The sequence below is a fragment of the Intestinirhabdus alba genome (assembly GCF_009711095.1).
Taxonomy (GTDB): domain Bacteria; phylum Pseudomonadota; class Gammaproteobacteria; order Enterobacterales; family Enterobacteriaceae; genus Intestinirhabdus; species Intestinirhabdus alba.
Genome location: NZ_WMJZ01000005.1, coordinates 185,250 through 196,127, shown reverse-complemented (window position 1 = coordinate 196,127; position 10,878 = coordinate 185,250). Strand labels below are relative to the sequence as shown.

Here is a 10,878-nt window from a genome sequence, read left to right as displayed (position 1 = left end):
GTAGCATTTTTAACGTGACACAGAATTCTGAACGCTCTCAGATTGAATCTACAGCCGCCTGCTTTAGGATTTCTTTTTCCATTTCCAGGCGTTTAATCCGGGCCCTGAGCGACTGGATTTCGCGTTGTTCTGGCGTCAGTGCCGGATTGTCCGGCGTCACGCCGTTCACTTCAGATTTATACTGGCGTATCCATTTATGTAACTGGCAGGGCTCCAGTTCAAGGGCGCGGGCAACCTCAGCAGCAGACTGCTGGTATTTAACCACCTGCTCAATCGCTTCCAGTTTGAATTCGGGGGAAAACGGCGTTTGGTTTGTTTGGGCTGAGTCATTTCAGTTACCTCAATTTGCTGTTGTTACTTTAACAGGCTATTGAGGTGTCCGGTAATACTGATCCACTACAGCGCCATCAATGGCAAAAAGTTGCAGGCCGTGCCAGTCATCCTTCAGGTAACGTTCCGCGCCCCATATCTGTGCGGTCTGGCGGAAGAGCCATTCCACCGGGGCGGCCCCCACGCGCTGGCGCGCCTGGATGACAGCGCTGCGGGCCAGCAGGTTCATCCCCGCTTCGCCATCCGCGCTCAGGTTAAGACGGCGAACCACATCGGTAATTGGCTCATTGCGGAAGAAAGCCATAGCCACCACCATCCAGATAACCATGTCGCCCGGTAAACGACGGCGGCGAACGGTCGTATGAGCAGAAAGCGTCAGGCAGTGCTGTATCCACTCGGTGGGAAGGTGCTCTGCAAACAGTTGCGTAGAGGGCGGTGGCATAAGCGGATGGTCACTGAAATCGAGCAAATCTTTGAGAAGTGGCATAAGAAAACGGCTCCCTGTTGTGGAAGCCGTTATAGTGCCGCAGTTTAAGGATCGGTCAACCGATCCTTAACTGATCGACATTGCTCGACGGAGTGGCTTTTTTGTTGCCTGATTTACCAGCGTTCCCTTTTCGTCCCCCCCAATTGAGCGAAGAGCCACTTAATCGCAGCTTTTTCCGACGTTGTGGGGCCGACCCGTGGTCGCGGTAAGTCATTGGCTGGTCGATATCGGCACAGCTTGCCTGCGATACGTTGCAGATGGCGTTGTGGCGGCGTAAATGTCCGGAAAATGTCATCGAGTATACAGACAGAGGCGGTCAGTACTGTTCAACGGATTACCAGAACTTAGTGAAACGCCATTATCTGCGGGGCAGTATAAATGTAGAGGCTGTTGTTACGACAATGCCTGTGTGGAAAGCTTCTTCCACACGCTGAAGGAGGAATGTATCCACGGAAAGGACTTTACCAGCTGGGAAATAATGCGGGCAGCAGGGTTTAATTATATCAAGTGCGATTACAATCGGCTTCATCGTCACAGTACCTGCGGTGGTCTCAGTCTGGAACAATTTGAAAATCAGAATCTCGCTTAGTGCCACGCCCACATTACGCGGGTAGGATCAGACAGTAGCGGCTCACGTTTGAGCGCCACTCTTCAAGATATACATAAAAAATGTAAAACCCATACTTGAAGAAAGGATATTGCTGAGTAGAATCAAGTATAGAAATTTACACTTTTTCATTTTCATAGTGTTGTAAAGATAAGTACACAGGAAATGAACGGTGGAAATTATTTGAAAAGTTATAGGGTTATAACTAATTTTGCACTGCAAATCGATTTACTAGGAGCTATCATGGAATTCAAAGCACATCCCTTATCCGTAGATAATTTATTTTCCTTAAGAAAACAATACTATGTATCAAGAAATCAGAGGGAGTTTTCGTGGGTTGAAGAGCAATTACAAGAATTTTGGTTTGACCTCCTATCAAATATAAAATTAATAGACGATAAATTTGAGCACCAAGAATATTTCCTTGGCACGATCGTTTTGGCTGGCAATGAGGATGGTTTTAGGCTGAGTATTGTTGATGGTCAACAACGCCTAACTATAATAACTATTTTGATTTGTGCCATTTGCCAAAGACTTAAAGAGCTAGACAATGAAAGCATTGGAAAAAGCTTTTATGATAACTATATTGAAGGAGTAAGCATAGATGAGGGGGATGACAATAAAGACTCAGATAAGTATTTTAAACTTGACAGACAATCAGATAGTGATTTTTTTAAATTAGCGATCCAATTTTACAATAAGACAAATGAGAATACAAACAATTTAGAAGATGAGCTCTTAAAACAGGCATTTAACTACTTCTACGAAAAATTAACATCAATTGAAACAATAGTAGAAAAGTTCCAAATACAACCAGAAAAAGTAGACAGCCAAGCAATTATAAAATTCATCAGAGCCGTCGCAAAACAATTAACAACAAAAATTAAAATAATCAGAGTAATTGTAGACAACGAAGACGATGCTTATGTTATATTCGAAATTCTTAATGCAAGAGGTATGGATCTAGATTCTGCTGATTTAATTAAAAATAAAATATTTAGCGATATGAGAAAATCTCACCCTGTTGACTATGCAGAGAAAGGGTGGAACAAAATGATCAATGACTTTTCTGATAGAAATAAAAACTTCAAACTAACAAATTACATCAGGCATTGGTGGAGTGGGCATTACGCTGTAGTTAGTGAGGGTTCTCTATACAAATCATTCAAACAAAAAATAATTGAAGGGGAAATTAATAGTGAAAGTTTCCTCACCAAAATAAGCAACGATGCCAGTGTATACGCAAAAATTTTAGACCCCAGATTCGATGATTGGCGAGAACAGCACGCAAAGCAAATTTATTATAGCTTGTTATCTCTCAAGATATTTAATGTTAGTATTTGCCGGCCTTTTCTATTATCGCTTTTCGAAGCTTTTAGCTGTAAAAAGATTAGATACAATGAATTATCAAGCACTCTAAAAATGATTGAGAAATTTCATTTCCTATTTAACGCAATCGGCTCACAGCGGCCTTCAGGAGTTGAGAATACATACTCATTTGCTGCAAGAAGATTATTAGAGGCGAAAAGTAAACATGAGGCAAGAGGTGTTCTGCTGGAGTTAAAAGAAAAACTAATAAATCGTGTACCATCAGAATCAACGTTTGTGCAAAAATTTAAAGAAATAAAATACACCAAGAAAAAAACAACTCATAGAAGGTTGATACAATATATTTATGCTACAATCGAAAGAAATATTCGAGGAAATGATGAGGTAGTTCCTCTAGATATCACACTTGAACATATAACTCCTCAGGCAACGGGTCTTCATTATATAGGTATGGTAGGAAACTTACTCCCATTAGGATCCAGTGGGAATTTACAAGCAAAAACAGCCAATTTCACCAAGAAAGTTAAAATTTATAATAAGAGTAATTTCATCTACACAAAAAAATTTTGCGAAGAGAATAAGAATGTTGATACTTGGGATGAGGAAAAAATAAATAACAAAACAGAAGAAATAGCCCTACTTGCTTATAATACCGTTTGGAAAATATAGTTATCATGTATAAGGGCTCCGAAGAGCCCTTATGGGCCGCCATCAACCCACTTGCTAATATTCCCATCGCCTTCCCAATGCGTATAACCTATATCTCTCTTGAAGCTAAATAGCTGCGCGGAATAGCGCTCCACTTTCGTCTGGCGCTTGCAGGGCAAGGTATTGGGGCCGTTACCTCTGCCTGACCGCACCGAATCGGGTCTGAAATGCGTTGCCCGTACGCAACCAGCCATATGTCAGTAACCGGCAGGTGTAGCGGTATTAGACGCAGCTATTTAGTACCGACAAGGATTACAGCACTTTCCCACTCAGCCCTTACATATAATCGTAAGGTATTGATTTTAGTTTCAAATATTCCATAACCCCCATCAGAAAACCATTTAGTTACCCACTTTCCGTATGTATTTCACTGCCAGCAAGTCGCCATCTTGAATAACCAAACCATCATCAATCAATTTTTATTCCCATTGAGTGTAATACTTGATGTTAATGCCAGTAGCTTTTATATCCTTATGAAGAGGAAGGTTGTTGCCGCCGATATTCCGAAGGCGTTACGCCAGTTTGCTTTTTAAACGCCGTGTTAAAGACCGATTTAGAGTTAAAACCCGAGGCATACATAATATCAAGAATAGTTCGCTTATCTTCCGCCGTCGCCAGCAGCTTTTTCGCATACTCTATTCGATACTCGCTGATAAACGTAAAAAAGTTCTGCTGAAACCCGTTGTTGATAATGGCAGAGAGATCGTGCGGCGAGAGTTTGATCTGCCGCGCAAGCTGGCTTAAAGACAGGGTAGAATCCAGAAATGGCTGATTCCGACGCATAAATTCCGCGACCTTATCCACCTGCTCAGACGCCGGTAACGGCGGAGCCTTAATCGGCTGAATATCCTCCAGCAGAGTTTCATCCTCCTGCGTTAGCCCCATAAACGCAGCGGGCTGGCGCAGCGCGCAAATTAATAACGTATTAATAAACGCAAATCCCGCCATGCTGACAACGGGCAGTACCCAGGCCGTCTTATCGGTTAGCCTGAACAAATAGAAAAACAGGCAGCAAATGATGCTGACTATCCAAAGCCCCGCGTAGCCTGACAGCAGGAAGCGGAGCCAGAGCATTTGCTGGCGGGCGATATCGGAATAAAGATGCTGAATATCCGAATTAAATGAGCGCAGGCGGCTGAGTGAATAGCCCAGCCAGCCGAGAAAGGCCCCGTGATAGGCCAGTGCAAGGGGCAGTGATACCGGCATTCCTGGTAAATCCTGCTGCTGTAAGAGTGATATTTTTGCCGATTCAGAGAGTGGAACATACAGCGTCAAGTACACAATCAGCCCCGCTGCGAACGGGATTAAGTGTACGGCATGGGTTAGCCGGATTTGAAAATGGCGATACATCAGCGAGCGGGTGTACAGATAGATGGCCGGTGGCTGAAGCAAAGAGATGAGCGTGCCGATATAGGCGTAGTTCGGGTGCAAAAAACTCACGCCGCTGCCATAGAGGAACAGTTCACCAAAACCGGCGGCCACGGTCAGCAGGACGGCCACCAACAGCCGGTTACTGGTCTGTCTGATGTTAGACGGCAAAAGTAGAAACACAGAGAGCAATACCGCCTGCATCATTCCTGCAGCCAGAAGAAAAACAGAGAGCTCATTCAGCATGCACTGGCACCAATAATTTAAAACAAGACATAGGGGACGGGCACCGCACCGCCCTGTGTCAGCGGAACGTTCGACTTTACGTTTCGCAGGTTCGACTTTATCAATTCGAACGACTCCCTGGCTACGCGCCGGTACTCTGATGCCAAATCGGTAGAGGTCTGAAATTCTACTTCTACTAACCACAAAAAAGCAGATGAACAGGTCGAAAGAGACCCGGGAGTATTATTGTGAAAAAGCAGAAAAAGATCAGAACAACCCTGTGCGCGAGCATCATGCTCCTTGCGGGAATGGCCGTAAGCACAACGGCGTTTGCCCACTGCGACAGCCTGGACGGACCGGTGCTCACCGAGGCTAAAAGCGCCCTCCAGGCGCGTGATGTTACCCCATTATTAAAATGGGTACCAGAAAACCGTGAAGATGCCGTCAGGAAGGCATTTGACGAGGCAATGAGCCAACAAGGCGGCAGCCAGACCTCTCAGGAGAAGGCCAGGCAGCATCTTTTTACCACCCTAGTGCGTATTCATCGTGAAGCGGAAGGTGCATCATTTACCGGAGTGAAACCGGCAGACCATATCCCCGCGGTTGTACAAGAAGCTGATGCCGCGCTCAGCGCCAACAGCGTTGATAGCCTGGTGGCGAAGGTGACCGCCAACGTTGAGCATGCTATCCGGGAAAAATTTGCCAAAGCCCAACACAGCAAGCAACTGGCGAATCAGTCGGTTAAGCAGGGCCGCGAATATGTCAATGACTACATTCACTATGTGCATTTTGTTGAGAAGGTGAACGGGCTGGCGGCAGGAAAATCGTCCGATACGGCGCATCAGCACTAAGGCTCTACGGCTACCGTCGAACGACGCTGAACGCTTCAGGCGCATCGTTACGAAGGCGGCCCTCAACTGCCGGTTGGTTTAGGTTAAAAAATACCGTTAGACGCCGTGTCCGCCAGAGAAAAACAGAGGCCATAGCGCCAACAAAATTCTCACCTTCATTGAGAGACCCAAAATAATTCGGGTTGCATGACAAAACGTAGCGCGTTTTGAACAGCCCGGGCTGGCCCCGAAGGGATAAGGCCCCTGGGCCGCATAAAGCCAACTCACATGCAGCCTGAAGTATGACGGGTATAAACCTGCATTATCGAATTGCGCATATTGTCGGGCCTGTCCGGCAGGCCCCGACGTTATTAACGCCATAATGTTACTTCACCTTCTGCCCTATTTTTTTCCCCAGCGGGTAGTGGATCTGCGCGGCGATAAACTCTCCGGTATTATCGTTACGCCCCTGCAGTAAAATTTTGGCATCTTTCTGCTTATACTCTTCCACCGCCCGCTTCGACAGCTGGCCAATAACCGAGTCGGCCGGGCGCAGACGATTAATAATCAGAACCACTTCCGTGTCCGGAAAATCGCTCATCATATTCTGATCGCCCTCGCTGTCGCCCGCCACCAGCAGCGGGCCTTTTCCGGCGTACTTGTTCTGAATAAATTTACGTATGGTTTCCGTCTTCCCTTTCCCCTGGGTTTGCGGATAGTCAGGGTCCAGCCCGGCGGTGAGTTTTCCATCACTGGTGTGCAGCAGACGCATGGCAAATACCTGTGTTTCCGGAACCGAATAAGGCGGCCGGGTAACAATCGATTTAATCACCTCAAGGTTTGAGGCTGAAATTACATATACATCAACGCCAGCCTTTTGTAAGGCCTGATAAAGATCCTGCATTTCGGGCACCAGACGGAAACCATTGTGCCAGGTAACGCTGACGACGCCGGCCTTGCCCGGCAACGCCGCGGGGCTTTCCCAAAGGACGGATTCAACCGGCGTTGAGCGCTGCCAGGCGATGGTCTTTTGGGTTAAATCAGCAACCTGCCCTGGCGTCATATTTTTAAACAGATAGGTTACCCAGGGGTAAGAGACCTCATGCCGGAACGTGCCGCCTATCGCAGCATACAGGTAGCGCATTTTTGTAATAAAATTCTGGTAGTGCGGCGTTCTGCGGATCTCCACCAGCCGCTCCTGCTGCGTTAAATCCGGGTAGTTATCGTGCAACCACCGGTAGCTTTCAATAATATCTTCACTCACCTTTATAATATTAACGGGATCGCCATTTTTATTATTATAAGCGGATGCAAAGTCCGTTAACGGGATATCTTTTAAAATAACCTCACGCAGCTCCTCGGGCGACATCGAAAATAACAGATGTTCGAGCTGATAGATTAGCGCGGCTTCCTCAATATCCAGGAACGCGGTTGTATTATCAAAATCAAAAACCGCATAGTAGGTATGAGGTGGTGCCTGCCTCGCTTTAGCAAGCATGGCCTCAAGACGTTTTTTATTAAAGCTATCCCACTTCCCCGGCTGCAGCATCGGCGTATTTTCTGTGATATTCGGAGCAGTAGAGGGAGCCGGCGGCACGCTTTCCACCCTCGCCGCCCGGGCGTTTAATGACAGCAGATTTATCGTTAACATCACTGCGATATAACGTTTCGCATATTTCATAAACAAATTCCTTTTAATAAAAGAGATTCCTCAGATAACATGAAAAAAGCGTTATGCATATCAAAAATCAGCAGCCGGGCGCGTTATGGCGCAGAGATCACAACTCTTGAAAGCGTTATTGTAGGCTGAGATATCCTTTCCCCTGCGGCCAGCACGCCGCACCGGCGCGTAGCCGCACATTGGCGTTCGATAAAGGTGCCTGACGCCGCCCCTATCCGACCGCGACTATTTCTGATGCCAGTAGGCCGCCGCGCGCACCAGCTGCGGATCGTATCTGTCCGTTTCAAAACGGCCGCTGAGTTTTTTCACCCGCCGCCCTTCACCGGTGATCCAGATAAAGTAATCCTTTTCAGGCACCGCAAGCTGCGCCAGCCGCTCATCCAGCGCCCGATCGTCATGAGGCATCCAGGTAATGTTAAACCCGTCGAGATGGGCAAGATAATCCTGATATGCGGCGTCCTGCACGCTAACCAGCGCAATGACATCAGGCCGCACGCTCAACTGGCTGAGCGCCTCCAGACGACGCCGCAGCGCGGGCATACCCGATTCATCGCAGACATACAGCTGGTACGCATACGCCTCTGGCACCACCAGCGAACCGCGCGGCCCGCCAATGGTAAGGCTGTCGCCTTCGCGGGCCTGCATCGCCCACGTGCTGGCGATCCCCCCCTCGTGAATGAAAAAATCCAGCGCCAGCTCGTGACGGCTCTCATCGTACAGAGGGGTATAGTCGCGCGACGCCGGGCGTACGCCCTGGCCCCAGTCAATGCCCTCATCGGTTACCGTCGGGAGCACAAAATGGCTGCCCGGTTCGGGAAAAAATACCTTCGTGTGATCGTCAAAGCCGCGCGAGCTGAAGCCGTCAAGGGCGTCGCCGCCAAGCACCACGCGCTGAAAGCCAGCGCTGATACGCTCAACGCGCCGTACGGTAAGTTCACGAAAGCGCAGCGCATTGCGTACGCGCTGGGGATAGGGTGCAGATGTCATCGTCATTTTTTTACCTTCACAGGGATAATCAGATATATCGAATTTAATTTTCAAATGATAATGATTGTTAATTATGGAATTTGCAAGCGCTTTTTTATCCCCGCAGACGGCGTTTAACATACACGATGTATGCAAATTAATTCATTATTATCAAATAGTTAAAATCAAAAAATTATTACGCTTTGCCCGACGGCATGATTCAGATATAAGTTAGATATATCTGACTAAGGAGCACGTTATGTCACATCCACACGAAGAGGGCGATAAAGCGCCTCATCCCGATCGCGGAGGCGGCCGTCGACAGCGCCTTTTTGGTCACGGCGAACTGCGGCTGGTGATCCTTGATATCCTCTCTCGCGAAGCCAGCCACGGCTATGAGCTAATCAAGGCGATTGAGGCGCTAACCCACGGCAGCTATACGCCAAGCCCGGGCGTTATCTATCCGACGCTGGACTTTTTGCAGGATCAGGCGCTGATTACCATCAAAGAAGAGAACAGCGGCCGTAAAAAGATCACCATCACGGCGCAGGGTCAGAACTGGCTGGCTGAAAATCGCCAACAGCTGGCGCACATTCAGGCGCGGGTACAAGCGCGCAGCGTCGGTTTTGAGCTACGCAAAAACCCGCAGATGAAACGGGCGCTGGATAACTTCAAAGCCGTACTCGATTTACGGGTCAATCAGGGCGATATCAGCCCCGCGCAGCTCAAAAAAATTATTGGTATCATCGATCGCGCGGCGCTGGATATCTCACAGCTGGATTAAGCGGGCTGCGCGCCAGGCTCATCTACGCGGAACACATTCACCAGCTCTTTTAAGTGCAGCGCCTGGTCATTCAGCGACGCGGCCGCCGCAACGGACTCTTCCACCAGGCTGGAGTTCTGCTGGGTGGCGGAGTCAATCAGGCCGATGGCGCTGTTAATCTGCGAAATGCCGTCGCTTTGCTCACGGCTGGCCTGCCCAATTTCGCGCAGGATAACGTTCATCTCCTCAACGTTTTGCACCATGCCGTTGATAAGCGAACCGGCTTTCTCCACCAGCTCCATCCCCTCGCGGGTCTGGTGAGTTGAGTCTTCAATAAGCGTGCGGATTTCACTGGCGGAGGAGGCGCTTTTCTGCGCCAGCTGGCGCACTTCACCAGCTACCACCGCAAAACCACGCCCGTGCTCGCCGGCTCGCGCCGCTTCCACGGCCGCGTTAAGCGCCAGAATATTGGTCTGGAAAGCAATGGCGTCAATGAGGTTAATGATATCCGACATCCGGTTCGCGGTCTCATTGATGGTCCGCATTTTCCGGGTAACCAGGCTCATCATCTCACCGTTATCCTTCACCACCCTTCCCGCATCGGCCGCAATATTTGTCGCTTCGCTGGCGTGTCCGGCGGTATTTTTCACCGTGGCGGTGATCTGCTCCATCGACGCCGCCGTCTGCTCTACCGAGCTGGCCTGCTCTTCAGTACGCCCGGCCAGATCCTGGTTGCCCGCCATGATTTGCGCCGCGGCGGTAGAGATACTCACGGAGCCGTTCTGAACTTCCCGGACAATTTCCACCAGACGCGCTTTCATGGCCATCAGCGCCTGCAGCAGCATTCCGGTTTCATCCCTCTGCGTAATAGAAATATTGCGAGTCAGATCCCCTTCGGCAATTGCCTCAGCAAAGTGTACGGCCTCATTCAACGGCCGGGTAATAGAACGCACAATATACCAGCCCATCAGACAGCCAGCGATAATACTGAGCAGGGCCAGGGCGCTCAACAACATGCGATTGATATTATATTCACTCTCCACCTGCGCCCCGATGCGTACCATCTGGTTGTTTTTCATTTCGATTAGCTGATTAATTTTTTCGATATACAGCTTCTGCGTACGCACCCCTGTGGTCATCATTTCCTGCAGGGCGGCTTCATGATCACGGCTCTGCAACGACTGCATCACGCGCATACGCGACTCCTTATACTGCTGGCGAACGTCGCGGATTTCAGCGAGAATTTTTTGCGACGCGGGATCGGAATAATTTGTATTGAATTCATCAATTATTTCGCTCACGCTTTGGGAAAGTTTGTCCATACGCTCAGTGATTCCCTGGCTCCAGCGCCCCTCCTCATCCAGCATAATATGCTGTTGCAGCACGATAAACTCGTTAACGCTATCAACAAGTTTGTTGGCCTTTACCGTCGCAGGATAGACCTCATTAATAATATTCTGCACGCCGCTGTTGGTGTGGTTAAGGCTTAATAAAGAAATGACGGAACTTGCTGTAATGATCACAATAAAAAAGCCGAAGGCAATGAGTAGTTTTGAACGTATTTTTAGATTACCGATTGACATA

The 10,878-nt window shown here is 48.5% G+C and carries 7 protein-coding genes and 3 pseudogenes; 4 read left to right on the top strand and 6 right to left on the bottom strand.

The features are described 5' to 3' along the window. Positions 1 to 61 precede the first annotated feature (61 nt). Positions 62 to 330 (bottom strand): annotated as a pseudogene (locus tag GJV78_RS05880) (transposase); the annotation flags it as partial. 43 nt (positions 331 to 373) lie between these two features. Continuing rightward, positions 374 to 817, bottom strand: a pseudogene (locus GJV78_RS05875) (transposase domain-containing protein); the annotation flags it as partial. A 209-nt stretch (positions 818 to 1,026) separates the two neighbouring features. Here GJV78_RS05875 and GJV78_RS05870 point away from each other — a divergent pair. Together GJV78_RS05870 and GJV78_RS05865 are read left to right on the top strand one after the other, a co-directional pair. Beyond that, positions 1,027 to 1,406 (top strand): annotated as a pseudogene (locus GJV78_RS05870) (IS3 family transposase); the annotation flags it as partial. Positions 1,407 to 1,589: 183 nt separating this feature from the next. Continuing rightward, positions 1,590 to 3,422, top strand: a complete 1,833-nt coding sequence (locus GJV78_RS05865; RefSeq protein ID WP_209439233.1) for a DUF262 domain-containing protein — start codon at positions 1,590 to 1,592, stop codon at positions 3,420 to 3,422. A gap of 510 nt (positions 3,423 to 3,932) precedes the next feature. Here the strand turns inward: GJV78_RS05865 and GJV78_RS05860 are convergent. Next, a complete protein-coding gene (locus GJV78_RS05860) occupies positions 3,933 to 5,258 on the bottom strand; it encodes a helix-turn-helix domain-containing protein (protein ID WP_330998787.1) in 1,326 nt (441 codons plus the stop codon). Positions 5,259 to 5,302: 44 nt separating this feature from the next. On the opposite strand from GJV78_RS05860, the gene GJV78_RS05855 reads away from it, so the two are divergent. Next, positions 5,303 to 5,905: a DUF6448 family protein gene (locus tag GJV78_RS05855; RefSeq protein WP_167519394.1), complete on the top strand. Its 603-nt coding sequence runs from the start codon at positions 5,303 to 5,305 to the stop codon at positions 5,903 to 5,905. 364 nt (positions 5,906 to 6,269) lie between these two features. Here the strand turns inward: GJV78_RS05855 and GJV78_RS05850 are convergent, their stop codons facing one another. Both GJV78_RS05850 and GJV78_RS05845 read right to left on the bottom strand, forming a co-directional pair. After that, positions 6,270 to 7,565, bottom strand: a complete 1,296-nt coding sequence (locus GJV78_RS05850) for an HAD family hydrolase (protein WP_155107444.1) — start codon at positions 7,563 to 7,565, stop codon at positions 6,270 to 6,272. Between the two features lie 225 nt (positions 7,566 to 7,790). After that, positions 7,791 to 8,558 carry a siderophore-interacting protein gene (locus tag GJV78_RS05845; protein ID WP_155107443.1) on the bottom strand — a complete coding sequence of 256 codons (768 nt, stop codon included), beginning with the start codon at positions 8,556 to 8,558 and terminating at the stop codon, positions 7,791 to 7,793. Positions 8,559 to 8,790: 232 nt separating this feature from the next. Between GJV78_RS05845 and GJV78_RS05840 the strand changes: the two genes are divergently transcribed. Continuing rightward, a complete protein-coding gene (locus tag GJV78_RS05840) occupies positions 8,791 to 9,315 on the top strand; it encodes a PadR family transcriptional regulator (RefSeq protein WP_155107442.1) in 525 nt (174 codons plus the stop codon). Here the strand turns inward: GJV78_RS05840 and GJV78_RS05835 are convergent. Next, positions 9,312 to 10,877: a methyl-accepting chemotaxis protein gene (locus GJV78_RS05835; RefSeq protein WP_155107441.1), complete on the bottom strand. Its 1,566-nt coding sequence runs from the start codon at positions 10,875 to 10,877 to the stop codon at positions 9,312 to 9,314. The two genes, GJV78_RS05840 and GJV78_RS05835, sit on opposite strands and share 4 nt — an antisense overlap. Position 10,878 lies beyond the last annotated feature (1 nt).